Consider the following 24,109-nt stretch of genomic DNA (forward strand, 5'->3'; position numbering starts at 1 on the left):
CTCGATTGGCGTTGAGGGATGGGCGTGACGGCCCTATAGTCTCCGGGGTGGCAGAGGCGGGCCGACGGGTCGGGGCATTCTCCGTCGTGCCGCTCCCCTCGGATGGGGCGACCGCCGCGATTCCTGCCATCATCGCCAGGGCAAGGAGGACCGACCATGAGCGACGCACCGAAGGGCCCCGCCTCCTACTTCCCCGCCATCGAGAAGAAGTACGGCGAGCCGATCGCCCACTGGCTGGACCTGCTCAAGGGGCAGGCGGGCAAGAAACACTCCGAGATGGTCGCGTGGCTCAAGGCCGAGCACGCCATGGGCCACGGGCACGCCAACGCCCTGGTCGCCCATCATCGGGCCAACCCGGGCGATCAGCCCACCTGAGATCGGCCGGGGACCGCGACCCGACCGCTCCGTTCGAGTTGATCGGCCTCGATCGGCCGGCGGACTCCTCGCCGGTCCCCTTGACGACGAGGAGGATGGGGGCGAAACTAACTCGCCCCCGGGCCGGTGCGTCTCGGCGTCCCGGCCGGCCTGGGGGCCCGGCGTTGCCGTCCCCCAAGACCCGATCGCTCCCCGAAGATGAGCCGCATGAACGCCCGCCGCCACACCTCCCGCCCGACTCCGCCCTGAGCGGACGCTCCTCGGTCCCCGACCAGGACGCCTCGAACTCCCATCGTCGATGGTGGGTGATCCGCCCCATCCCCATCCTAACCGGCGCGAACTCCTCGTTCGTCGCCGCCCTCGGGCGGAGGCGACGCATCGCCTTGCCGTCACCGGGCGCCCCGCCGCCCGGCCCGGCTTCGGGCCCCCCATGGATCGAGATCCAACGAATGATGAACATGGCAAGAATCAAGGATGAGTGGTTCTCCAACGTCGGCCGCGACCTGCTGTCCGGCACGGTGGTGGCGCTGGCCCTGATCCCGGAGGCGATCGCGTTCTCGATCATCGCCGGGGTCGATCCCAAGGTGGGGCTTTATGCGTCGTTCTGCATCGCGGTCGTCTCGGCGTTCGCCGGGGGCCGCCCGGCGATGATCTCGGCGGCGACCGGGGCGATGGCCCTGGTGATGGTCGACCTGGTCAAGGACCACGGGATCCAGTACCTGCTGGCCGCGTCGATCCTGACCGGCGTGCTCCAGGTGCTCGCCGGGCTGTTCCGGCTCGGGGCGCTGATCCGGTTCGTGTCGCGGTCGGTCATCACCGGGTTCGTCAACGCCCTGGCGATCCTGATCTTCCTGGCGCAGGTGCCGGAACTGGTGGGCGGCACCTGGCACGTCTACCCGATGGTGGCCGCCGGGCTGGCGATCATCTACCTGCTGCCGCGCTTCACCCGGGCGGTGCCCTCGGCCCTGGTCTGCATCATCGCCCTGACGGCGGTGGCCATGCTGAGCGGGATGCCGCTGCGGACGGTGGGCGACATGGGGCAGTTGCCCACCGAGTTCCCGGCCTTCCTGCTGCCGAAGGTCCCGATCTCGTTCGAGACCCTGCGGATCATCTTCCCGTATGCCTGCACCCTGGCCGTGGTGGGGCTGCTGGAATCGATGATGACGGCCACCATCGTCGACGACATGACCGACACCACCAGCGACAAGAACCGCGAATGCGCCGGGCAGGGGCTCGGCAACATCGTGGCCGGGATGTTCGGCGGGATGGCGGGCTGCGCGATGATCGGCCAGTCGGTCATCAACGTCAAGTCGGGCGGGCGGACCCGCCTGTCGACGCTGTTCGCCGGCTGCTTCCTGCTGTTCCTGATCCTGGTGCTGAGCGACTGGGTGCGGCAGATCCCGATGGCCGCCCTGGTGGCGGTGATGACGATGGTGTCCATCGGCACGTTCAGCTGGGCCTCGCTGCGGAGCCTGGTCGTCCACCCCAAGAGTTCCAGCCTGGTCATGCTCTCCACCGTGGTGGTGACGGTGGCCACCGGCGACCTGGCCAAAGGCGTGCTGGTGGGCGTCCTCCTGAGCACCCTGTTCTTCGCCATGAAGGTCGAGCGGATCGTCCGCGTCCGCGCCGAATCGTGCGACGAGGGGCGCAAGACGATCTACCACGTCAGCGGGCAGCTGTTCTTCGTCTCCTCGCACGCCTTCATCCGGGGGTTCGACTTCACCGAGCCCGTCGAAAGGGTGGAGATCGAATTCACCCACGCCCACTTCTGGGACATCTCGGCGATCGGCGCCCTGGACAAGGTGGTGATGAAGTTCCGCAAGAAGGGCGTCGCGGTCGACCTCGTCGGCCTGAACGAGGCCAGTTCCACGATGATCGACCGCCTCGGAGCCCACGACAAGCCCGGCGCACTCGACCTGCCGGCCGGGCACTGACGCGGGCCTACTCCCCCCGGCATTTCCCCTCATCGGGAGAGGCCGGGGGGCGACCGGCGATGGCCCGATCGATCCCCTGCGCTTGCCGGGGATGAGAGCACCGCGTTATGATCGATCGAGACCAGTCCCCCGAGAGCGAGCGACCCGGCTCATGCACGCCCCACCCTCCCCCCCCACCACCGAGAACGAGCTCTACCTGAAGCTCTTCATCACCAACGGCGGCGGCTGGTAGCCCTCCCACCTTCTCGATTCCATCATTCTCTATTCATATTACGATCTCTCGGGTCGACCGGTCGCCGTCCATCCCCGGGCCGGGCAGATCCCGACGCCCGCCCCGGATCGTGGGGGAGGACGGTCATCATGGCCCGGATCGTCCATCGATTACGAAAGAATCTGGATATTTATGCATCATATTAGTATCCCTGAGTTTCTAGGCCTCGTCGTCATCATCCTCGGGTCGGCGAAGTTCTTCGGGGCGCTGGCCCGGGCGTGCGGCCAGCCGTCGGTGCTCGGCGAGCTGGTAGCGGGGGTCGTGATCGGCTCGTCCGCCCTGGGCTTCGTCGACCCCAAGATGGACGTGATCCACCTGATGGCCGAGCTGGGCGTGATCCTGCTCCTGTTCGCCATCGGCCTGGAGACCGACCTGGCGAAGCTCCTGAAGGTCGGGGGCAGCTCGGCGGCGGTCGCGGCGGTCGGCGTCGCCCTCCCGTTCGCCCTGGGCTATGGCGCCTGCCGGCTGGTCGGCCTCGGCAATCTCGCTTCGATCGTGGCCGGGGCCTCGCTCACCGCCACAAGCGTCGGGATCACCGCCCGCGTCCTTTCGGACCTCGGCCGGATGCAGGAGCCCGAGAGCCAGATCGTCCTCGGGGCGGCCGTCATCGACGACATCATCGGGCTGATCATCCTGACGGTGGTGGCCGGCCTCACCCAGGGGGAATCGGTGACGGCCCTCGGCGTCGCCAAGATCGTCGGTTCCGCGTTCGGGTTCCTGGTCGTGTCGCTGATCGCGGGGATCCTGCTCACGCCGCCGGTCACCTGGCTCGTGAGCAAGCTCAGATACCCGGGGAGCCCGACCATCCTGGCCGTGCTGCTGGCCTTCGCCCTGGCATGGCTCGCCGATAAAGTGGGCTCCGCCGTGATCATCGGCGCATTTGTCGCCGGGGTGCTCCTCGCCCGCACGCCCAAGGCGCACGAGGTCGAGCATGGGGTCACGGAGCTGGGCAACTTCTTCGTGCCGATCTTCTTCGTCTCGGTCGGGGCGGCCGTCGACGTCCGGGTCTTCAACCCCGCCGTTCCGGAGAATCGCGCGACGCTGATGGTCGGCGGCCTCCTGATCGTGGCGGCGGTGATCGGCAAGTTCGCCGCCGGTTATGCCGCCCCCTGGTTCAAGGGCAACAAGAGGGTGATCGGCGTGGGGATGATCCCTCGCGGCGAGGTCGGGCTGATCTTCGCCCAGATGGGCCTTTCCAGCGGGGTCTTCGACGCGAAACTCTTCGGCGCCGTGACCCTGATGGTCATGGTCACCACCTTCCTCGCCCCGCCGCTCCTGCGGATCCTCTTCCCCCCGGCGGATGCGTCGTGGAAGCCGCCCGAGTCGGAAGGGATCGACGAATGGGTCACGGGCAATTGATGCCCGCTCGCGTCGAATCTCTTCGAAAGGTTACTCGAGGGGCGGCGCCATGACGCTGGAACGGGGGATCGCCCGGGCGTTCGCGATGGATGAAGCGGCCTGGCGGCGTCATGCCAGCCCGTGGAGCGTGTGGACGCGCGTGGCGACCCTGCCGTTGTGGATCCTCGCCGTCTGGAGCCGGGCCTGGATCGGCCGGTGGGCGGTGGCCCCGGTCGCCCTGCTCGCGCTCTGGACCTGGTGGAACCCCCGCCTGTTCCCCGCCCCGGCCTCCACCGACAACTGGGCCTCGAAGGGGGTCATGGGCGAGCGGGTTTGGCTGGACCGCGACCGGGTGGCCATCCCGCGCCACCATCGGCTGGTGCCCCGGATCCTGGCCGCCGTCGCCGCGATCGGGGGCATCCTCCTCATCTGGGGGCTGGCCGAGCTGGCCATCTGGCCGACCCTGCTCGGGATGGCCCTGGCCTTCCTGGGAAAGCTCTGGTTCGTCGACCGCATGGTCTGGTTGTACGAGGACATGAAGGATGCGACGCCGGAGTATCGGGGCTGGGCGAGTCCCGCCGACGATCCGCCGCGGGACCGTGGCATCGAACCGAATCCGTCGGCATAACGGGGCAAATCTCATGATGATCTCGCTGGGGTTGGTGCTCATCGGCCTCGTGCTGCTCGTGGGAGGCGGGGAACTCCTGCTCCGGGGGGCGGTCTCGCTGGCGACGCTGGCCCGGGTCACGCCGGCGGTCATCGGCCTGACCGTCGTCGCCGCGGGAACCTCGGTGCCCGAGCTGGCCGTGAGCCTGATCGCGGCCCTGCGGGGCAGCGAGGCGGTCGCCATCGGCAACATCGTCGGGTCGAACATCTTCAACCTGACGTGCATCCTCGGGCTGGCCGCGATCATCCGGCCGCTGGTCATCGGCGGCAACACGATCCGCCTGGAATACCCCGTCCTGGCGCTGGTGACCCTGCTCTACCTCACGGTCAGCCACGACGGCACGATCGATCGCCTGGATTCCGCCCTTTTCATCGCGATCTACGCCGGATTCACGGCCTACCTGGTCGTGCTGGTCCGCAAGCAGATGAGCCCCGTGGAGGAACACAAGCAAGATCTCGCTGTCAAGGAACTCGCCCAGGCCAACCCCCGGTCCAGCGGCCTGCTGGCCCTGGGGCTGGTGGGGGCGGGCGTGGCCCTCCTCGTCGGCGGCGCCCAGGCGACCGTGACCGGGGCCATCGAGCTGGGCCGGGCCTGGGGGATGTCCGAGCGCATCATCGGCCTGACCATCGTCGCGGGCGGGACCGGGCTGCCCGAGGTCGTCACCTCGCTCGTCTCCAGCGTCCGGGGCCGCGACGACGTGGCGGTCGGCAACGTCATCGGCTCGAACCTGTTCAACATCCTGGGGACGCTCGGCCTGAGCGGCCTGGTCCGCCCGGTCCGGGTCCCGAGCGAGATCATCGTCGGCGACAACCTCTGGATGCTCGGCCTCACCCTGCTCCTCTTCCCGGTGATGTTCACGGGACGCCGGATCGGGCGATCGGAAGGGGTCCTGCTCCTGGCCTGTTACGGCCTCTATCTGTTCGTCCTGCTCGGCAGGACCACGGTCGCATGAGCCGGGCCGTCAGCGGAATAGCTCCAGCGTGGGCGTCGCGGTCGAGCCGGGGGCGACGGTCACCTCGGCGGACGCCTTGGTGAGCGATTCCGGCTTGGCGGCCGAGAGCTTGTACTTGCCGGGGGCGAGGTTGGAGAAGGTGAACGTGCCGTCGGCGGCGGTCTTGGTGCTGGTCGGCCCGGCGCCGACGGGTCCGGTCAGCGAGACTTCGAGGTTGGGCTGGGGATTGCTGCCCTCGACCACGCCGCCCCGGATCGAGCCGGGGAGGACCGGGTCGGCGTCCAGGAGCTCGACGGTCCCGGAGGCGAAGGCCGAGACCCCCGCCGCGTTGGTGAACCGGGCCGACAGGTCGATCGGGCCCTTGCGGTCGCCGGGCAGGGGGAGCGCGGCCGTCCAGGTCGAGCGCCGGGAATCGGCGGGGGCGCCATCGATTGCGGCGACGCCGGACGGGATCTTGCCGTCAACCGGCTTGCCGACGAAGAAGGAGGCCGAGGCGATGCCCGACTCCGACGGCGAGGCGATCGCCGAGACCGCCAGGGTCGTCCCCTTCTTGACCTGGGCCGGCAGCCCGACGAACCGGGGCTGGCCGGGGGGGATGTCGTCGAAGACCACCGGCTGGGTGGCCTCCTGGATGGCATGTCCTTCGGGGTCGAGCATCCGGGCGCGGAGCAGGCGGGTGCCCCGCAGGCCCGCGATGTCCAGGGTCTCGGCCCAGTCGGCGACCGAGGCCGAGAAGGCCAGCGGGTTGCCGGCGCCGCCGATGGCCAGGCCGATCCGCGTCCGCCGAGGGCCGGGGTAGGTTCGCGATAGGTCGGGGCGGAACACCCCGGCGTCGAACCGGCCCAGGACCAGGTCCAGCGTCGCGCCGGGCGGGGCGTTGTCGGCCTCGATGGTCACCTTCAGGGTCGGGGCCGTCCCGCCCGCGAACCGATCGGCGCGGAGCCGGAGGGCGGGCAGGGCGACCGGCTCGGGCGTCCGGGGCGTGGGGGAGCCGGTCGCGAACGTGGTGCGGAAGGCGAACGCGCGGTCGAAGTGGTCCAGCGCGATCACCGCCAGTCCGTCCGGGTCGGCGGCCGGGTCCAGGCCGATCCCCTTGGCGTCCAGGGTGATCGGGCGGCCGTCGGCCGGCAGCGTGGCGCGGAAGGTGCCGTCGCCGGGGCGGAGCAGGGCGGGGATCCGGTCGCGGTCCAGCACCAGCCTGACCACGCACGGCGGCCCGGCGATCGGCCCCGAGGCGCGGAGCGTGACCTCCAGGTGATTCTTGCCCGATGCCCCGCCCGGGTCGAACCGGATCGAGGTGACCCGGGCCACCTCGACGGGCGAGGCGATTCCGACCTCCACCGGCACCGTGGCGAGCTCCGCCCCCCCGGCCTCGGCGTCCAGGATCCGCACCGACAGCGGCCCCGCCAGCTCGGGCAGCTCGGCGTCGGGCCGGGCGGCGGCCGGGGTCGCGGCCCCGGCCGCCGCGACCGGAGGGGCGAAGCCGACCTTGCCGATCGCGCCCGGTTCGAGCTTCACCGTCCCCTCGCCACCCAGGACCGGCGAGCCCGCCGCCAGGATCCGGACGCCGAAGCTCCGCGCCCGGCGGGACGGGTTCCGGACGTAGAGATGCCAGGGTTGGAGCCCGTCCACGGCCCGGAGCCGGATCGCCTCCCGGGGGTCGTCGGGGCGGTCGGGGCTGGCCGCGAACAGGACCTGGGGCCGATCAACGTCGGAGGTCAGGTCCACGTCCAGGAGTTTGTGGAAGTCCCGACCGTCGGCCTGGACGCGGACGAGGAGCCCGCGGGGTGGCGGCGTCTCGGAGCGTCCGGCGCCGGTCCGCAGCTCGATCCGCAGCGGGATCGTCCGATCGAGGGCATCCGACGCCGGGAGTTCATAGCGGCGGATCGACCGGTCATCGCTGCCGGAGTCCGAGCGGACGGCCCCGCCGCCGGGGTCGACCAGCAGCCATCCAGGGTCGTGGATCAGGGCGAAAGCCGGGGCCCGGCCGGTCGAGCGGGCGAGGCGGAAGCCGAACGGGACGGTCGCGACCGGGCGGTCGGCGGCCAGGCTCGGTGGGCCGGAACTCGGGGGGAGGAACTGGACCGGCGCGGGGCGGTCGGCCCGGTCGTCATCGCGGGGGCGGTAGGTCCGGGCCGTGATGGCGTCGAAGGCCGAGCCGCCCAGGTCGCGGGCCCGGTCGTCGGCGCGATCGGCGAGCCAGCCCAGCAGCGCCTTCATGGCCGCCTCGCGGCGCATGAGGGTGGGGTTCGCCTGCGGGTCGTCGAGCAAGGACGACGGGGCGAACGGGGGGAAGAACCGACTCATCCGATCGCGGGCCGCGAGGCTTTTTTGCTCGCGATACTGCCCCGTCAGCCGTTCGCGCCAGGCCGAGTCGATCTCGCGGGCCAGCCCTCGCCAGGTCCCGGGCCGGCCCCGGGCCGCCAGTTCCCGATCGAGGGCGGATCGCAGGGCGGAGAGCCCGTCGGGGTCGAGACCGGCCAGGCCCAGGGCCGCGATCGACTCGCGGGCGCGGCGGGCGGCATCCCGGGCCGGGTCCGGGATCGGGGCGCGGGGGCCGTCGGCCCCGGGGTCGGGCCGGGCCCCCCGGTCGACGGCGATCGAGCGATCGAGCAGGGCGCGGGCCAGCACGCCCCGGGCGGCCCGGATCCGGGCGCGGGCCGGCGCCTCGGGGAAGGGGGTGGCCAGTGCCGCGTCCAGTTCGCGGAGGACGGCCGGGCCCGCGTCGGGCCGGGCGGATCGGGCGATCAGGTCGGCCACCCGGGCCGGCGCGAGCGGCCCCCAGAGGTCGTCCAGCCGGGCGTTGAGGACGTCGATCTTGTGCCGGAGGTCGTCCAGGGCCTGGCGGGGCCCCGCCGCGGGCGATTCGGGCGCGGATGCGGGGGAGGGGGCCGCCCCGGTCAGGAGGTCCGCCAGGTCGCCGGCCACGTCCACCGCGTCCAGCCAGGCACCGGCGCGGTCGGGGAAATACTCCAGATAAGGCCGGTAGGCGGGCAGGTCGCGGAGCGCCTCGTCGACCTCGGCGAAGGCCAGGGTGACGCCGTCCTGCCCCTCGGAGATGGCCTGGTAGGCGTCGATGGCCCGGCCCATGGCCCGCACGGCCTCGTCGAGCGGTGCATAGCCCCGGCCGAACAGGAGCAGGACCTCGCCGTCGTGCCGTGCCCGGGAGGCCTCGTCGAAGGACTTGCGGAGCCGCTCGAAGGCGATCGGCCGGCTTTCCGCCGCCTCGGCCTCGCGGGCCAGCCGGAGGCCGAGCAGGGCGGCCTCCGGCGTCGGGGCATCGCCCCCGGGGGCGGCCGCGCGGGCCAGGTCGGCCAGGCGGCGGAGCATCAGGGTCTCGGCATAGATCGGCCGGGCGTGGCGATGGCGGAGCAGGTCGTCGAGGAAGATCAGGCCATCGCCCCGGCCGTCCCCCCCGACGGCCGCGTCGAAGATGGCCCGGGCGAGGGCAAAGTCGGTGGCGGCCCGGGTCGCGTCGTGGAAGGCGTCGACGAGGCTGCCCGGGTCGGCGGCCGGGTCGGGCTTGGGGGCGCGGAGGAGGGCCGCCCTCTTGGCGAGCAGGTCGGAAAGGGCCTTCGCGATGGCCGGGTCGGCGGCGGCGCCGAAGGCCGAGGCCATGGCCAGCGAGCGGGGCTCGGGCCGCCCGGCCGGCCGGGCCTGCTCGAACCGGGATCGGGCCTCCGCGAGCCGATCGTCCAGGGCGCGGCGGGTCCGGGCTTCGGGGAGGCCGCCCCGCCACTCGGCCTCGGCCTCCAGCACCCCGGCCTCGGCCTTCAGGAAGGCGCGGGGCAGGAGCCGGTCGTCGCCGGCCTTGAGCCAGAGGTCGCGCCGGGCCCAGGCGTCGTTCAGCCAACCGGGATAGGCGGGCGGTTTGGGGATGGCCAGGTGGGGCCGGGGCCGGCTGTGCGCCATGGCCACCAGCGGGAAGTCCTCCCCCGTCCCGGACCAGGCGGGGACCTGCACCGCCCCCCGGTTCAAACGAACCCAACGGGCGACCCGATCGGCGACGAACCGGCCCAGCTCGACGGCGCAGACCAGGCCATCCCGGCCGTCGGTGTCGTCGGCCCAGCCCCGCAGCCCTTCTTCGAGGTAGTAGCTGAAGACCGACCGGCCCATCTCCTCGGAGGCGAACGAGACCTGGCCCGGCCCGCACGCCGAGAGCACCAGCCGCCGGGGGTCGGCGACGGCCTTCAACTCGTCGGGGATCCGCGCCGGGACGTCGTCCAGCAGCACGCCCATCCGGGCCGTCCCCAGGGGCCGCATGATGTCCAGGATCAGGAGCTTGTGGGCGGCCGGGCAGTCGCGGACCGCCACCAGCACGTCGCGGAGCGGGAGCCAGGTCTGGGGCACGGCGGGGTCGGCGTCGGCGGGCAGGATGGCGACCGACCCGTCATCGGCGACCCGGGCATTGGCTGACACCAGCACGACCACCGCGTCCCGCTCCCTCCGCTCACGGAGCCCGGCCAGCGTCGCCGCGATCACCGCCTTCTCCTGGTCGGGGAACCCCAGGCCCACCGTCCGGGCGAAATAACCCCGCCCCAGGGCCGCGGCGTCGTTGCCGGCGAACGGCAGGAACGGGATCTGGCGGTCCTGGTATTCCCCCACCCGGATCGGCACGAAGAACGGGCTGGGGATCGGCCGGATCCAGTTCAACAGCCCGACGACCGCCCCGCCCAACGCCAGGATCGCCGCCAGCAGCCCGTAGATCATCCGCCGGTCCGGCCCGTCCAGCCCCGACGCGCCGGCCCGCTCGGACGGATCATCCCGCCATCGGCGAGGGACGGGGGGCGGGGTCGGCGGCGTCTCGGGCATGGCTCGGCTCGGCGGAGCGGTGTGGACGATGCGGCGGCGGGCCACGAGCCCGGCGTCCCTGGAGGATATCTTACTCCGCCGCCGGCGGGTCGGGCTCGACGGCGAGCCAGGGAGACCGGGCCGCCCGCTCGTACTTCGCCTTCATCCGCCCGAAATGCTCGGCGCGGGACCGTTCCGCCTCGGCCACCCTGGGGGAAACATATCCCTTGGTTGCCATCGACCGCGACCATGCCTCCCTTTGGCGTGCTTCGGCCTCCTTTTTCTGGAACAGCACGGCCGACCGGAGATGCTGCCCTCGCCGGATCAACATCCGCGTGCCGAACGACGCCAGGGCCAGGATCGCCACCGCGACCATCATCCCCCGCAGGGTGAACCGCCACCGAGGCCGCTTCATGCCCGTCGTCCTCCAGCGGTCGGGATCAATCATCCTCGACGGACACCCCTTGGATGAGATCCTTGGCGCGTGCCTGCCCCATCAAGGAGACCAGTTGCGGGAGCAACCGATCGCGATCGTCCCTGGTCTTCGCGACGCAGGAAAGCGTGGCACAACCGTCGGCCGAATTCATCCAGAAATTGACCTTGGTGAAGGCGGGGTCTGCGGCGAGTATCGGGGTGATGGCCGCCACTTCCTCGTCGAATCGCCGGTTCTTGCAACCCCAGTCTCCCATGAGCAAGCCGACGACCAGCCCGACGGGGAGCGAGGGCAACGCCCCGCCCAGCAGGCCGAGGACGGCATACATCCAGCCGCGAGGGCGGAATCGATCGATCTCCTCGTCCGATCCGGGTTTTCCCGAAGGCTGCCGACGCGGGCCCGAAAGGGCGACGGCCAGCACGATGACCGAGCCGACGACCAGCCCGGCGATCAGGCCCTGAGTGATGCCGAGGCCGACGCCGACCTGATCAGGATCGAAACCCGGCTGAACCCCGGCCTGGAAGACGCCCCGATAGTAGAACGGGGCGAAGCGGGCCAGCGCATAGCCCACGCCGCCCCCGCCGGCGGCAAAGCCGATCCCGGCGCTGAGGATGATCAGAAAGCCCTGCCTGATGGTCATGGATACCTCATCGTCACCTCGGGGTGGGCGATTGTGATGGGGCCGCCCTCGGAACCATCAACCAGGATAGACGATCCCGGACCACGTTGCTTCGGCCCGGGAGCGGTGTCACCCTCGGGCGGCGCTACCCAGTCGGGTCGGGCCCCTGGACCCATGCCGCCCGCCGACGAGTGGCGCAGGCCGTCATCGACCCGCGGGCCTTCGGCGCGATCGGGCCGTCTCGGGCCGAGGATGGCCCGTGGCGACCGGCGGCCGGATCACCTCGGCCGATCGTCCAGGCTTCGCCTGATGACGGCGGGCAACGCCGCGTTCAGGGCCCGATAGGCGGCGTCATTCAGGTGGAGTTCGTCGAGTTGGTATTGCGGCTTCATCCGGCCGTCGGACGACAGGACCGCGTCCGCATCGAACACCGTGACACCCGGCCGATGGAGCGCGCGGATCTCCCGGTTCCATTCATCCCGGGCCGCGACGATCCGATCGGACCAGATGGGACGCCGCAGCAAGGAGACGTCGCCGAACGGGAAGACCGTGCTGACGACCACCGGGATCCCCGCCCGGGCGAGTCGATCAATGATGGCGAAGACGTTGGCCCTGAACCGGCCCCGGATCGACGCCTCATCGTCCGGGAATAGCCCGATGGACTTCAGGTCGTTGGCGCCGACCTCCAGGAAGACGAGATCCGGTTTCAAGGCGATGGCGTCCCGCTCGACGCGGAGGAGGAGCTGGGCGCTCGTGTCGTTGCTCCTGCCGCGATTCACCCGCTGGCAGCCGTCCAGGTCGGGCAGGTCCCGCCACATCTCGGTCCGGGAATCCCCGAGGAACACGACGCGGTGGACGCCGCCCGGGGCCGGCGGCAGGGCGGAGTTCAAGGGGAGGAACATGATCTCGGAGGTCGGGTCGAGCCGGACCTGAAGGTTCTTCCGGTACTGTGCGCGGGCGGCCCATGCCAGGGCGACGTTGCCGACCACCGAGAGCAGCAGCAGGACGGCCAGCACGGCCGCTAGGCGATGGGGTCGGGCCGGGATCCGCATGCTTTGATACACCTCGCCCCATGACGGAGGATGGCCGGATGGCGGAGGATGACCGCCTCCGATCGGCCTCCCAGGATGGCCCGGTGCAGGCCATCCCGCAAGGGGGGCGGAGAGGCCGGCGGGCGTGTCCCTCCGCCCCCGATGCGATGGCCCGATCAGGGGCAGGCGTTGCCGCCGGTGATGCCGAAGTTCTCGCCGGTGATGTAGCTCGACTCCTGCGACGCGAGCAGGACGTAGACCGAGGCCAGCTCGGCCGGCTGCCCGGCGCGGCCGAGGGGGGTGTCGGAGCCCATCTTCTGGATCTTCTCCATGCCGTAGTTGCCGGTGGGCTGGATCGGCGTCCAGATCGGGCCGGGGGAGACCACGTTGACCCGGATCCCCTTCTCGGCGAGCTGCTGGGCCAGCCCCTTGGTGAAGTTGAGGTTGGCCGCCTTGGTGACGGCGTAGTCGAGCAGGGCGGCCGACGGCTGGTAGGCCTGGATCGACGCCGTGTTGATGATCGTGGAGCCCGGCTTCATGTGGGGGACCGCCGCCCGGCAGATCCAGAACAGGGCGTAGACGTTGGTCTTCATCGTGCGGTCGAAGGCCTCGGTGGTGAGGTCCTCGATCGACTCGCAGGCGATCATGTGGCCGGCGACGTTGCAGAGGATGTCCAGCCCGCCCAGCGACTTCACCGCCTGCGCCACGAGGTCGTTGCAATACGGCTCGCTGGTGAGGTCGCCGGGGATCGGGTACGCCTTGCGCCCGGCCTTCTCGATCAGGGCGACCACTTCCTTGGCGTCCGCCTCCTCCGAGGGCATGTAGCTCATCGCCACGTCGGCCCCCTCGCGGGCGAAGGCGATCGCCGCCGCGCGGCCGATCCCCGAGTCCGCCCCGGTCACCAGCGCCTTCCGCCCTTCCAGCCGGCCCAGCCCCTTGTAGCTGTCCTCGCCGTGGTCGGGCTTCGGGTCCATCTTGGCGGCCAGCCCCGGCTTGGCCTGCTCCTGCCCCTTGTACGGCGGCCGGGGATACTGCTTGAGCGGGTCCTGCATCTCGTACTGGTGCTTGCTCGATCCGAACATGGGAAGCCATCCAAAAGTCGATGTGTGATCAGGTTGTGCGACAACCGCGACGATCGACCTTGCCCGGCACAAACCATGCCGCCGGGATCACTCGTAGGAGAGTCGCCATCCCGGGCTCGTCACGGGCTGATGGCCGGGCGGGTGGGGCTCGACGAGCGGGCCATACAGGTCGGGGCGGCGGGCCTTGAGATAACGCCGGCCGGGGGCCCGGTCCAGGGCGTCGGCGGCGAGGAGGCCGACGACCACGTCGTCGCCGAGTTCGTGGCTCTCGACGAGGACCTCGCCGCTCGGGTCGAGGATCATGGACAGGCCGGGCTTGATGGTGTCGTGGTCGCGGCCGATGTTGTTGGAGAAGACCACGAAGACGCCGTTCTCCCACGCCCTCGCCGGCAGCCAGCGCATCAGCCAGCCCCGCCCCTTGGGCCCCTGGAATTCCTGCCGCACCCGGGCGGGGTCGCGGTGGCGGCCGTCCCACAGGGCCAGGTCCACCGTGCCGCGCCCCGGCATGGGAGACGGGGTGCAGCCGGTCACGTGCGGCATGACGATCACCTCGGCCCCGAGCAGGGCGGTGGCCCGCACGTTCTCCGGCAGGTTGTTGTCGTAGCAGATCAGGAAGCCGAACCGCACGCCGAGGATCTCCGCAACGTGATACCCCCGGCCGGGCGTCAGGTGCGGGCTGATGAACGGGTGCAGCTTGTGGAACCGGGTGATGAACCCCTCCGGGCCGACCGCGACGTAGCTCTTGTAAAGCCGCCCGTCCGGCTCCCGCTCGATCAGCCCGGCCATGACCACGACGCCCATCTCGCGGGCGATGTCGACGAGTTTTCGGGTCGAAGGTCCGTCCGGGACCGGCTCGGCCAGCGCGTCCAGCTCGTCGCGGGAGAGGGTCTGGAGGTAGGTGTACGAGGTGACGCTGCACTCGTGGAAGCAAACGACCTCGGCCCCCCGGCCCGCCGCCCGCCGGGTCAGCTCGCGGATGCGAGCCAGGTTGTAGGCCTTGTCCCCGTCTCGATGCTCGAACTGGGCGGCGGCAATGCGGATGTCACGCATGATCGGCAAATCTCGCTGAGTGAACGGTCTTCGGACGGGTGGCGTGGATCGTTGTATGGGGCGGCATCGCCCAGGTTCTGGGTATCGGTGGACGATGCCCATCCGATGATGATTACGCGCCTCATGATTCGTGTTCCCAACCCGTTATCTCCGTCCTCGGCATGCCTTCGGCGACCAAATCCTCGGCAATCGATTTGGGCATGAAGTTCGGCACTTCCGCCAGTTTCTCCCGCGGTGCGAAGACGCTCAGTTCATCCCTGTACTTGGCCCATCCCCGAATTTCGTTCTCCGCGATGCCGATGTGCTCCTCGTAGAACAACTCGGCACCGTCTTCCAGGTCGTCTTGGATGACTTCCAGGTTCCGGATGCCCCGGAAGCTGCACTTGACGAGCTTGTCATTCGTGTTGTCATACTCCATCTCCCCGGCCCGACCCAAATCGACAGCCTTCCGGTAAGCCAGTTCGGGGGTATCGGCTTTGATCAGACGGGTGTTGATGTGGATGACGTTCCTGGGATCGCCCTCGATGCGAATTTCGAGGATGAGATTGGCGAGATACCAGCGGGCGTCTTCGGGGATGGATTCCATGCGAGTCAACTCCGTTCGCGGGTCCGATCAAGCTATGATGTAATCGATTCCATAAAACAGGACGTTCGGGACGCGACCGACGAGCTTGAATCCCTCATGCTTGGCCTTGGCGATGAGTACCCGGCCGCACGATGCAGGGACGGGGGATTCTCCTGACAATCTGGGATCTCTTGTCGCAAACATCCGCGGACGGGTATAAAAGTCGGCTGACGGTCGGGCCGTGGCCGTCCTTCCCGATAATTTTCGCATTTGCACCAATCGATCTCCAATTATTCGACAAGCTGCCGGCTCGCCCCACCTCCCGCTTTCCACTCGTTGCGGCCGCCCTTTGCGCCGGGTCGAATTGATGTCGAAGCGTAGCTTCCCAGCCTTCATGATGACAAGGAGGCCGTCATGCTGCATCTCACCGCCCTGTCAGTCGAAGCCATCGGCCTGTTCCGGCTGCATGTCGAGCGGCAGGGGAATCTCCCCGTGGACGATTCGACCCGCGGGCCGTATCGCGAGCTGGCGCGTGCCGGTCTGATGCTGGCCGGCAGCACGTTCCGCGACGGCGAGGAATCGGTCTACGTCCTGACTCGGGAAGGTTTCGAACGCAAGGCCGAGATTTTGGATGGCGCGAGGGAATCGGCCTGATCGGTTGCGTCAGCCCGCAACCTACCTCGCCATCGCCCGCAGGATCTTCCTCGCCCCATCAGCGACGGGCAATGCCGTCTTCGCGGCATGCGTCAGGGCCGCTTCGTGGCTTCCCAGCCTGTGTTCCTCGTACTCGTGGGCGATGATCGCGTCGATCCGGTCGCGCAACCGCGACCTGGCGAACACCATCGCTCCGGGCTGTCCGTGCAAGAGTTCCGGGTTCAGGCACCCGGAATTGACCGTGATCCCCGTGGTGAGCCTGCCCCCGGTGCGGTTGTGGGCGATGAATGCCCGCCACTCGCCACCTCTCTCGAAGTCCGGTGCGCCGTGGAGGTGGTCGGGAATGCCGAGTTCCTCCATGCGGATGGCGCAGTAGGCGTCCAGTTCCCGCTCGTAGCGGTGGGCGAAATCCTCGGCGAGATCGGCCGGGTCGGGGCCTGATGAGTCGGGCATCATCGCCCCGGGATCGCCACCGGGCGGGGGCGGGCATCGTCGGGGGAGGGGGTGGGTAGGTCCTGAATCTCGGCGGAGTAGCCGCGGCGGGCGGCGTTGGCCTTGAAGGAGGCGACCGAGATCAGCTCGATGCCGGAGAGGCGGGCGTCGGCCTCGTCGCGGGTGACGGGCCAGGCCAGCGAGGTCGAGCGGGCGGCGTCGGCGTAGAAGCGGTGCTCCTGGCCGGCGGGGGCCAGGCCCACCGGGCGGGCCCAGACCGGCTTGCCGGGTGCGTGGGCGATCCGGACCACCAGGCAGGTACGCAGGCCCCGGGTGCCGTCGCCGAGGTCGACCGTGTGGTCCTCGATCGTCGCGGATTCGACCGTGACCGGGTCGCCGTCGATCGGCACCGGGGCGATGGTGGCGCGGGGGGCGTCGACCTGGAAGTCGGCCCCGCGGTCCAGGGCCGCCGAGGCCGGGGTCTCCTGGTCGGGGTTCCACCAGGCCCGCAGGACCGGGCGGGCCGGCGCGTTCGTGCCGGGGCTCCGAGGCCAGGCCGCCACGTCCAGGCTCCAGCACGGGGCGGGATAGCCCCCCTGGTCGCCCCAGCGGAGGGTGAACGGGGTCTTCGCGTCCGGGAACGGGGCCAGCTCGAACCAGGCGGCGCGGGGCCGGATCATCTCCAGGGCGGTCTCGCGGGGGTCGAACAGGCGTTCCAGGCTGACCAGCATCTGGAGCCCCCCGGCGTCGCGGGACTGGTCCTGGAGCACCGCCAGTCGCCAGCCGTTCTGCTCGCGGGATGGCCGATAGGGGTGATCGTCGCGCGAGAAGATCCCCCGGGCGAACCCGAGCCCGGAGGCGGTGTTGATGATCCGGACCAGCAGGCGGTCGTCGCGGCCGATGACCAGGCTGCGCCGGGGACGGCCGGGGACCTGGGCCACGACCTGATAGCCCGACGGTTCGAGCCCGGCGGGGAACCAGGCGGTGTTCTGGCCTTCGCGGCCGACCGCCAGCCCCTGGGCGGGAAGGCCGGGGACGGGCACGTTGTCGTCGCGCTCGATCGAGACGGTCAGGCGGCGGCGGAGGGCCCGGCCCAGCACGCCCGCCAGCTCGTCGGCTTGGTCCACTGTGTAGAACTTGCCCGGCAGGGGCAGGGCCTCGATCCCGCCGAACTGGGCCCGGGCCTTCTCGGCCTCGCCGGCGCCGAGCTTGTAGCCGACCACGTTGATCTCGATGCCGGACTTTTCGAACGCCTCGCGCAAGACCTCCGGGATCGGCTTCTTGCCGGGGTTCCAGGGGTCGTGGGCCTCGTAGCGGTTGTCGCCGCCGTCGGTCAGGACCAGCATGGTGCGGAAGCCGGGGGCGTTCCACAGGTCGTCGCGGGCCAGGATCATGGTCCGCACGATCGGCGACTCGTTCCAGGGCTCGATCCGGGGGTAGTCGATCTCGGTCATCAAGCTGGCGAGCTGCGACGGGTCCCAGGGGGTCGGCGGGCGGACCCGGAAGGCGGTGCGCTCGACGTCGCGGGCGGTCTTCTCCGCCCCGACCGACTCGCCGAAGATCCAGAGGCTGACGACGGTCCCCGGCGACACCTGGCCCAGCACGTCGCGCAGGGCCTTCAACGCCTCGCGATACTTGGTGGTCGGCCCCCACGGCTGGCCGGCCGGCGGGCCCATGCTGCCCGAGGCGTCCAGGACGATCGCCAAAGAGCCGTTGCTGGTGCCGTAGCGGTCGAAGGCGGCGGCCTCGGCGCGGATCGCCACCGTACCCGGCGTCGGGCTGGGGGGGCGGGCGACCACCGCGTCGGGGGCCAGGGACAGGTCGACCTCGGTGCGGAACGCGATCGCCTGGCCCCGGAACAGACCCCGGACCCCGAAGCCCGACCGCTGCGTCCGCGGGACGGCGGGGCGGGCGGCCCCGGGGGCGAGCGGGCCGATCCCTTCCAGGATGGTATCGAGCCGGGCCTCGGGCGACCCGTCCACCGACCGGGCCTGGCGCCGCTCCGCGTCGGCGTCGAGGGTGCGGAACACGTCGCCCGGCTCGGACCAGGTCACCGGGTAGCCCTGGGGGACCGGCCCCGATCCGGGCGCGGGGCCGAGCTTGTAGCGGGCGTCGATCCGCCGCTCGTCGGTCACCACCCGGCGGGCGTCGCCGGAGAAGGCCAGGGCGGAAGGCCGTGCGATCCTGTCGCGGGCGGCAACCAGCGCGGCGCCCGGCCGGTTCGGGTCGGCCTCCAGCCGGCCGGCATCCTCCAGGAAAAGCTGGCCGGCCGCCCGGTAATAGGGGGGGCCGCCGGCCGACGGGTCCTCGGCGTCCCAGTGGTCCTCCCAGGCCCGATCCGCCTGCCAGATCAGGAGGTCGCGGACGATCCGCCTGCGCAGGGATTCGGCCGGGCGGACGGCGGTGGGCAGGACCAGGGAGCCGGGGGCCTGGCGGACCAGGCGGTCGGCGTCGCGGAGGTCGGCCAGCTCGCGGTCCCCCTGGTCGGTCACGGCGGCGTCGACGGCCTTCTTGATGGCGTCGGGCACGCCCCGCCAGGTCGCCCCGACCTCGGCGCCCAGCTCGGCGGTGACGGCCCACCAGTTCGGGCCGACGTCGAGCATCGCCAGGCGGTCGCGGGCCCGGTCGAACCGGCTGGTCCCGGCGGGGGCCCCGGCGTCGAACAGGCGTCGGCCGATCAGGGCCACCGCCATCAGCCCCTGGCGGCGGGCCCGGTCGCGGGAGACCGACTCGTTCTCCCGATCGGTGATGATCGCGGAGGTCGCGACCCCCGGCGGGGCCTCCGCGGCGAATCGTCCCTCGATCCGGGCGAGGTTGGCCTGGAGCGTGGCCCGCAGCGCCAGGTCGTCGAACGGGACCGCCAGCGCCTGCTGGGTCTCCCACCACAGGCTGGTCAGGTCGATCGTGTCGATCTGCCCCGCATAGGCGAGGAACCGGGACTCGATCCGCGCGAACCCCTCGGACACCTCGCGGGCGTGGTCGGCGAGGCCGGGTTGGGCGGGCGCGGCCGGGCCGGTGCCGGTGCCGGCCGCGCCCCGGATCGCGGCGAAGTCGGGGGTCTCCAGGGCGGCGAACAGGGCGTGGAGCCGGTCCCACAGGGCCTCGATGTCCCGGGCCATGGCGTCGGATTCGGCCTGCTTCCGCGGGTCGACCCCGTGCCTCTGCCGCCCCGCCCAGGCCGAGTAGTAGGGCAGGGCGGCCATCACCCGGTCGCGGGCCCGGAGCGCCGTGCGGACGATCTCGGCGCCGTCGCGGGCCTGGTTGTAGAGGCGGGATGCCTGCTGGAACAGCCCTCCGGCCCGATCGAGGGCCTCGGCCCCGTCGGCGAGCAGGAGGTCCTGGCCGAACCTCCGGGCGCGGTCGGCCTCGGCCATCACCGACGCGACCCAGGGGACGACCTGCCCGGCGTGGGAATAGCCCCCCTGGGCCGGGATCAGGACGGCCCTTTCGGCGAGCAGGCGGAGCCGGAGCGCCTCGCCCAGCCGGTCGATCCGGAGGAGGGCGGTGGCGGGGTCGGCCGGCAGGTCGCGGTGGAGCATCAGCAGCGTCTGGATCTCGGCGGGGCGGAACCGGGCCGGGTCGTCGATCGCCCGGGCCACCCGCGCCGCCCGATCCCAGTTCGCGGCCGGGTCGCCCGCCGCCCTCTGCATCAGGAGTGCATCGAAGGACCGGCGGATCGCGTCCAGGCCCGATGCGCCGGTGCGGCCCGAGGCGTCGGCCCGGATCTGGTCCCAGATCTTGGCGGTGTCGGCCTCGGCGGCGTCCCAGAGCCGGTCGAACGGGGCCAGGGCGGCCGACAGGTCGACCGGCGTGTCCCCTTCCACCGCGTCCATGGTCAGGGTGGCCTGCGAGGAGGCCAGGTCGATCCGCCGGGCCTGGGCGATCGTGCGCTCCAGGTCGCCCAGGTTCGCCTCCATCCGCGCCGCGGCGTCCGCGGCCCCGGCCCGGGCCAGCTGGTCGCGGCGGATCACCGTGTCCAGATAGCGCCGCCAGAGGTGGGGGGCGTGGACGTAGGGGGCGGGGAAGGCCCGCTCCAGATTCCGGGCCCGCTCCCAGGCGGGATGGACGGCCGGGGCGACGGCCGGGGCCGGATCCTTCGGGGCGGGCAGGGTGCCCGCGGTCAGCTCGATCGCGTGGCCCCGGGCCGCCCCGGACTCGCCCCGGGGATAGCGCATGGGGGTCTGGAGGACGTCGAAATTGGCGTCGGCCCACCGCCGGACGCGGACCCGGGCGAACTGGAACAGCGTCTCGACGTCGACCCGCCCGTCCGGGCCGGCGGCCTCGCCCCGGAGCCCCCGCTGGAGGAAGTGGGCGAAGATCGTGCTCCGGGTCGAGTCGCTGCCCCAGGACCGCTGGTCGACCCCGCTGGAGGAGAGGACGACGAGGTTCGGGACCGCCTCGATCCGGTCGTTCATGGCCTCCAGGGAGCGGGCGAAGTCGTTGTGGAGCATGCCCAGGCCCCAGTCCGAGGCGACCTGGGTCGCGTCCAGGATCAGGAGCTTGCGGGTGGATGGGGGCAACTGCGCGAGGCGGTCGATCACCTGGGAGAGCCGGAGCCGGTTGTCGGGCGTGTCGTCGATGTCGGCGTCGTGGCCCAGGAAGTAGGCCCCCTGGGCATCCGCCCCGCCGTGCAGGCCCAGGATCACCGCCAGGGTGTGCCCCCGGTAGCCGGCCAGGGGGGCATCCCAGGCCGTGCCCGCCTTGAGCACGACCGGCGGAGCCAGCAGCCGGTATTGCCCGCCCGGCGTCGCCAGCCCCGACGCCCTCCGGATGGCCTCGACCCCGTAGACGTTGTGCGGGATCGCCAGGTTCTCCTCGTACCCGGCCTCGACCAGCAGGAGGTCGATGGCCCGGGGCGGGCTGAGCCACGAGCCGACCCAGATTAAGAGCCCGGCCAGCACGCCCAGGCCCAGCGAGGCCAGGACGAACCGGATCGGCCAGGTCCGGCGCGACCGCCTGACCCCGGCCGCCGGCACGGCCTCGCGCCGCCAGCCCGGCCCGAGCCGCCTCGCTCGCCCCGGCGCCGGGCCCGGGGTCGAGGTCCGCCACGCGTGGGGATTGGTCGGGCGGTCGCCTGCCATCGGGGGAGGTCCGGGAGGGAAGATCGGGGGGATGCACCGGCTGTACTATAATCCATCCCGGGCCGGCGGGGGCATTGCTCAGTCGATGTCGTAGGTGAAGCTGCCCGCGTCGTCGACGCCGACGCGGACCGAGGCGATCGGGCGGGCCTCGGCCATCCGGGCGAGGAACTCGCGGGACAGGTCGGGCAGGAGGGACCGGGTCAGGATGTGGTCGACGTTCCGGGCGCCGGATTCGACCTCGCGGGCGCGGGACGAGATGGCGTCGACCACGGCGTCGTCGTAGGAGAAGGCGGCCTTGTGGTTCTCCTTCATCCGCGCCCCGACGCGGCCGAGCTGGAGCCGGATGATCTGCTTCATCACGTCGTCGCGGATCGGCCGGTAGGGGACCAAAATCATCCGGCCGAGCAGGGCGGCGGGGAACGCCTTGAGCAATTCAGGGCGGAGGGCCTCGCCCATCTCCTCGGCCGAAGGCTCGGGGCCGGGCCGGGCGAACCGGGCCATGATCGTGTCCGTGCCGACGTTGGACGTGAGCAGGATCATCGTGTTCTTGAAGTCGATCTCGCGCCCCTCGCCGTCTTCGAGCATCCCCTTGTCGAAGACCTGGAAGAACAACTCCATCACGTCGGGGTGGGCCTTCTCCACCTCGTCGAGCAGGACCACGCAGTACGGCTTGCGGCGGACCGCCTCGGTCAGCACGCCGCCCTCGCCGTAGCCGACGTAGCCGGGGGGCGAACCCTTGAGGCTGGAGACGGTGTGGGCCTCCTGATACTCCGACATGTTGATCGTGACCAGGTTCCGCTCGCCTCCGTACATCGCCTCGGCCAGCGTCAGCGCGGTCTCGGTCTTGCCCACCCCGGAGGGGCCGACCAGCAGGAACACGCCGATCGGCCGGCGCGGGTCGGTCAGGTTGGCGCGGGCCGTGCGGACCCGGCGGGCGATCGCCTCCAGGGCCGCCGCCTGGCCGATGACCCGCTCCTCCAGCCGCGTCTGGAGGTTGAGCACGGTGTGGATCTCGTCGGCCAGCATCCGGCCGACCGGGATGCCGGTCCAGCCGGCGACGACCTCGGCGATCGTCTGGGCGTCCACGCTCACCTGCATGAGCGGGTTCTCGCCCTGGACCTTCCGCAGCTCGGCCACCTTGGCGTCGAGTTCCCCGCGCATCTTCGCGAGTTCCACGTCCGGCGTCCCGTCGCCCGAAGCCGTCTGCTGGGCGTGGGCCTGCTCGACCTGGTCGGACAGGGTGCGGACCTCCTGGACCAGGGCCCGCTCCGACTCCCACCGCTGGTTGAGGTCGACCAGCCGGGCCTCGGATGCGGCCAGGTCCTCGCGGGCCTCGGCGATCCGGGCGGAGCCGGCGTCGCTGGTGGCGGACTCGCGGTCGAGGATGCCGAGTTCGACCTTCAGGGCCTCGATGTGGCGGACGGCGTCCTCGACGGCCGGCGGAGTGGCGATCTGGCCGATGGCCACCCGGGCGCAGGCGGTGTCCAGCAGGCTCACCGACTTGTCCGGCAGTTGCCGGCCCGAGATGTAGCGGTGGGCCAGCTTCACCGACGCTTCCACGGCCTCGTCGAGGATGCGGACCTTGTGGTGCTTCTCCAGGACGTCGCACACGCCCCGCATCATGAGGATGGCCCGTTCCTCGCTGGGCTCCTCGACCTTGATGACCTGGAACCGGCGGGCCAGGGCGGCGTCCTTCTCGAAGTACTTCTTGTACTCGGCCCAGGTGGTCGCGGCGATCGTGCGGAGTTCGCCCCGGGCCAGGGCCGGCTTGAGCAGGTTGGCAGCGTCCCCCTGGCCGGCCTGCCCGCCGGCGCCGATCATGGTGTGGGCCTCGTCGATGAACAGGACGATCGGCACCGGCGATGCCTTGACCTCCTCGATCACGTTCTTGAGCCGGTTCTCGAACTCCCCCTTCACCCCGGCCCCGGCCTGGAGCAGCCCCAGGTCGAGCGTGCGCAGGACCACGTTCTTGAGCGACTCGGGCACGTCGCCGGCGGCGATCCGCAGGGCGAAGCCCTCCACCACGGCGGTCTTGCCCACGCCCGCCTCGCCGGTGAGGATCGGGTTGTTCTGCCTCCGGCGGATCAGGATGTCGACCATCTGCCGGACCTCGGCGTCGCGGCCGATGACCGGGTCGATCTTGCCGGCGCGGGCCTTCTCGGTCAGGTTCAGGGTGTACTGGTCGAGCGCCGGCGTCTGTCCGGCGGCGGCCGGCGCGCCCGAGGTCGCCGTGGCGTTGGACGGCGTCCCGGCGGAGGCGGCCCCCGACGGGGCCTCGGGCGACCCGGCGGTGATCTTGGCCAGGCCCGAGGCCAATCCTTCGACGCCGATCTTGGCCAGCTCGCGCGAGGCGTCGCGGGCCTGCCGGCCGAGCCGGGCGTCCTGGAGGATCGCCAAAAGGAGCGTCCCGGACCGGATCGCCGGCTCCTGGAACTGGATCGACGCCAGGAGCCAGGCATCCCGCGTCGCCTCCTCGATCGCCGGGGCCAGCGTCGGCGTGCGGTCGTTGCCCCTTTTCAGGCCGTCGATGGTCCGGGTCAGGTCGCGGAGGACATTGGACGCGTCCACCTCGAAGTGGCGGAAGATCCGCGTCAGGTCGGTGTCGGCCGCCTCGGCCAGCTTGAACAGCCAGTGCTCCAGCTCGACGCTGTAGTTGGTCCGCGACACGCACAGCCCGGCCGCCGCCTGGAGGGCATTCAAGCACGCCCCGTCCAGCTTCTTGATGAGGGCGCCCTGATCCAGACCCATGCCGATGCTCCTTGCCCATTCCCGACGGCGAGCGTTGATCCACCGGACGCGGTGGGTTTTCAGAAGATCATAGGATGGTAATCCGG

Annotated in this window: 16 protein-coding genes; 6 read left to right on the forward strand and 10 right to left on the reverse strand. The window is 71.2% G+C overall.

Annotation, left to right across the window (positions count from 1 at the left end; translation table 11 throughout):
- Positions 1-156: 156 nt before the first annotated feature.
- The 5 genes from TA3x_RS08980 (at position 157) to TA3x_RS09000 (ending at position 5,537) form a co-directional block, all read left to right on the forward strand.
- Positions 157-375: a DUF4287 domain-containing protein gene (locus TA3x_RS08980; protein WP_435020376.1), complete on the forward strand. Its 219-nt coding sequence runs from the start codon at positions 157-159 to the stop codon at positions 373-375.
- 458 nt (positions 376-833) lie between these two features.
- A complete protein-coding gene (locus tag TA3x_RS08985; RefSeq protein WP_435020378.1) occupies positions 834-2,309 on the forward strand; it encodes a SulP family inorganic anion transporter in 1,476 nt (491 codons plus the stop codon).
- A 403-nt stretch (positions 2,310-2,712) separates the two neighbouring features.
- Positions 2,713-3,939 (forward strand): cation:proton antiporter, encoded by a 1,227-nt coding sequence (locus TA3x_RS08990; protein WP_435020380.1) that lies wholly within the window; start codon positions 2,713-2,715, stop codon positions 3,937-3,939.
- A gap of 49 nt (positions 3,940-3,988) precedes the next feature.
- Positions 3,989-4,546 (forward strand): DUF6653 family protein, encoded by a 558-nt coding sequence (locus tag TA3x_RS08995; RefSeq protein WP_435020382.1) that lies wholly within the window; start codon positions 3,989-3,991, stop codon positions 4,544-4,546.
- A 13-nt stretch (positions 4,547-4,559) separates the two neighbouring features.
- Positions 4,560-5,537 carry a calcium/sodium antiporter gene (locus TA3x_RS09000; protein ID WP_435020384.1) on the forward strand — a complete coding sequence of 326 codons (978 nt, stop codon included), beginning with the start codon at positions 4,560-4,562 and terminating at the stop codon, positions 5,535-5,537.
- 9 nt (positions 5,538-5,546) lie between these two features.
- Here the strand turns inward: TA3x_RS09000 and TA3x_RS09005 are convergent, their stop codons facing one another.
- The 7 genes from TA3x_RS09005 to TA3x_RS09035 form a co-directional block, all read right to left on the reverse strand.
- Positions 5,547-10,349, reverse strand: coding sequence for a carboxypeptidase regulatory-like domain-containing protein (locus TA3x_RS09005; RefSeq protein ID WP_435020386.1), 4,803 nt, complete (start codon positions 10,347-10,349; stop codon positions 5,547-5,549).
- Positions 10,350-10,419: 70 nt separating this feature from the next.
- Positions 10,420-10,743 (reverse strand): hypothetical protein, encoded by a 324-nt coding sequence (locus tag TA3x_RS09010; RefSeq protein ID WP_435020388.1) that lies wholly within the window; start codon positions 10,741-10,743, stop codon positions 10,420-10,422.
- Positions 10,744-10,768: 25 nt separating this feature from the next.
- On the reverse strand, positions 10,769-11,401 hold the full coding sequence (locus tag TA3x_RS09015; RefSeq protein WP_435020390.1) for a hypothetical protein: 633 nt from the start codon (positions 11,399-11,401) through the stop codon (positions 10,769-10,771).
- A 257-nt stretch (positions 11,402-11,658) separates the two neighbouring features.
- Positions 11,659-12,432 (reverse strand): SGNH/GDSL hydrolase family protein, encoded by a 774-nt coding sequence (locus TA3x_RS09020; RefSeq protein ID WP_435020392.1) that lies wholly within the window; start codon positions 12,430-12,432, stop codon positions 11,659-11,661.
- Between the two features lie 155 nt (positions 12,433-12,587).
- Complete coding sequence (locus TA3x_RS09025; protein ID WP_435020394.1) at positions 12,588-13,493, reverse strand: SDR family oxidoreductase; 906 nt, start codon at positions 13,491-13,493, stop codon at positions 12,588-12,590.
- An 87-nt stretch (positions 13,494-13,580) separates the two neighbouring features.
- Positions 13,581-14,543, reverse strand: a complete 963-nt coding sequence (locus TA3x_RS09030) for a nitrilase-related carbon-nitrogen hydrolase (RefSeq protein WP_435020396.1) — start codon at positions 14,541-14,543, stop codon at positions 13,581-13,583.
- A gap of 121 nt (positions 14,544-14,664) precedes the next feature.
- Positions 14,665-15,129 carry a DUF4288 domain-containing protein gene (locus TA3x_RS09035; protein ID WP_435020398.1) on the reverse strand — a complete coding sequence of 155 codons (465 nt, stop codon included), beginning with the start codon at positions 15,127-15,129 and terminating at the stop codon, positions 14,665-14,667.
- Positions 15,130-15,522: 393 nt separating this feature from the next.
- Here TA3x_RS09035 and TA3x_RS09040 point away from each other — a divergent pair, with 393 nt between their 5' ends.
- On the forward strand, positions 15,523-15,762 hold the full coding sequence (locus TA3x_RS09040; RefSeq protein ID WP_435020400.1) for a hypothetical protein: 240 nt from the start codon (positions 15,523-15,525) through the stop codon (positions 15,760-15,762).
- Between the two features lie 21 nt (positions 15,763-15,783).
- On the opposite strand, the gene TA3x_RS09045 is transcribed toward TA3x_RS09040, so the two are convergent.
- From TA3x_RS09045 to tssH, 3 genes are all read right to left on the reverse strand, one after another.
- Complete coding sequence (locus tag TA3x_RS09045) at positions 15,784-16,218, reverse strand: hypothetical protein (protein WP_435020402.1); 435 nt, start codon at positions 16,216-16,218, stop codon at positions 15,784-15,786.
- Entirely contained in the window at positions 16,215-21,275 is a 5,061-nt protein-coding gene (locus TA3x_RS09050) for a hypothetical protein (RefSeq protein ID WP_435020403.1), read from the reverse strand. The genes TA3x_RS09045 and TA3x_RS09050 overlap by 4 nt, the downstream gene beginning before the upstream one ends.
- A gap of 78 nt (positions 21,276-21,353) precedes the next feature.
- A complete protein-coding gene (gene tssH / locus TA3x_RS09055) occupies positions 21,354-24,023 on the reverse strand; it encodes a type VI secretion system ATPase TssH (protein WP_435020405.1) in 2,670 nt (889 codons plus the stop codon).
- Positions 24,024-24,109: the final 86 nt, after the last annotated feature.

Origin of the sequence: Tundrisphaera macrotermitis, assembly GCF_051175315.1 — a bacterium.
In the GTDB taxonomy this organism is placed as follows: domain Bacteria; phylum Planctomycetota; class Planctomycetia; order Isosphaerales; family Isosphaeraceae; genus Tundrisphaera.

What these genes read in the sequence shown, in the direction of transcription:
- TA3x_RS08990 (WP_435020380.1), top strand. Translation starts at nt 2,713, where the DNA reads ATGCATCATATTAGTATCCCTGAGTTTCTAGGCCTCGTCGTCATCATC.
- TA3x_RS09035 (WP_435020398.1), bottom strand. Translation starts at nt 15,129, where the DNA reads ATGGAATCCATCCCCGAAGACGCCCGCTGGTATCTCGCCAATCTCATC.
- TA3x_RS09050 (WP_435020403.1), bottom strand. Translation starts at nt 21,275, where the DNA reads ATGGCAGGCGACCGCCCGACCAATCCCCACGCGTGGCGGACCTCGACC.
- TA3x_RS09015 (WP_435020390.1), bottom strand. Translation starts at nt 11,401, where the DNA reads ATGACCATCAGGCAGGGCTTTCTGATCATCCTCAGCGCCGGGATCGGC.
- TA3x_RS09010 (WP_435020388.1), bottom strand. Translation starts at nt 10,743, where the DNA reads ATGAAGCGGCCTCGGTGGCGGTTCACCCTGCGGGGGATGATGGTCGCG.
- TA3x_RS09045 (WP_435020402.1), bottom strand. Translation starts at nt 16,218, where the DNA reads ATGATGCCCGACTCATCAGGCCCCGACCCGGCCGATCTCGCCGAGGAT.
- TA3x_RS09040 (WP_435020400.1), top strand. Translation starts at nt 15,523, where the DNA reads ATGCTGCATCTCACCGCCCTGTCAGTCGAAGCCATCGGCCTGTTCCGG.
- TA3x_RS09030 (WP_435020396.1), bottom strand. Translation starts at nt 14,543, where the DNA reads ATGCGTGACATCCGCATTGCCGCCGCCCAGTTCGAGCATCGAGACGGG.
- tssH (WP_435020405.1), bottom strand. Translation starts at nt 24,023, where the DNA reads ATGGGTCTGGATCAGGGCGCCCTCATCAAGAAGCTGGACGGGGCGTGC.
- TA3x_RS09025 (WP_435020394.1), bottom strand. Translation starts at nt 13,493, where the DNA reads ATGTTCGGATCGAGCAAGCACCAGTACGAGATGCAGGACCCGCTCAAG.
- TA3x_RS08980 (WP_435020376.1), top strand. Translation starts at nt 157, where the DNA reads ATGAGCGACGCACCGAAGGGCCCCGCCTCCTACTTCCCCGCCATCGAG.
- TA3x_RS08985 (WP_435020378.1), top strand. Translation starts at nt 834, where the DNA reads ATGGCAAGAATCAAGGATGAGTGGTTCTCCAACGTCGGCCGCGACCTG.
- TA3x_RS09005 (WP_435020386.1), bottom strand. Translation starts at nt 10,349, where the DNA reads ATGCCCGAGACGCCGCCGACCCCGCCCCCCGTCCCTCGCCGATGGCGG.
- TA3x_RS09000 (WP_435020384.1), top strand. Translation starts at nt 4,560, where the DNA reads ATGATGATCTCGCTGGGGTTGGTGCTCATCGGCCTCGTGCTGCTCGTG.
- TA3x_RS09020 (WP_435020392.1), bottom strand. Translation starts at nt 12,432, where the DNA reads ATGCGGATCCCGGCCCGACCCCATCGCCTAGCGGCCGTGCTGGCCGTC.
- TA3x_RS08995 (WP_435020382.1), top strand. Translation starts at nt 3,989, where the DNA reads ATGACGCTGGAACGGGGGATCGCCCGGGCGTTCGCGATGGATGAAGCG.